Source organism: Halostella sp. PRR32, assembly GCF_034808085.1.
Classification (GTDB): domain Archaea; phylum Halobacteriota; class Halobacteria; order Halobacteriales; family Natronoarchaeaceae; genus Halostella; species Halostella pelagica.
In genome coordinates this window covers 1-270 of the sequence record NZ_JAXHGL010000134.1, presented here as the reverse complement: position 1 = coordinate 270, position 270 = coordinate 1, and the positions used below count along the sequence as shown (strand labels likewise).

At 73.7% G+C, this 270-nt stretch carries 1 pseudogene; it reads left to right on the top strand.

The window, feature by feature from the left end:
* A pseudogene (locus SM753_RS20655) lies at window positions 1–270 on the top strand (molybdopterin-binding oxidoreductase); the annotation flags it as partial.

Here is a 270-nt window from a genome sequence, read left to right as displayed (position 1 = left end):
AGGAGCGCGGCTGGGAGGGGACCGGTCCGGTGAACACGGTCGCCAAGCTCTGGGACGAGGGGATCACGGACCTCGGCGACGGGCGGACCGAGCTCGCGGGACACGCCTACGCCGGCACCCGCGGAGTCGACCGCGTCGAGGTCTCGATCGACGGCGGCGAGACATGGACCGACGCGGAGCTCTCCGCGGAACTGCCCGACGAGGACGCCTGGCGCCAGTGGCGGCACGTCTTCGAGCCGGACGACCACCTCGTGGGCGCCGTCCGGCTCG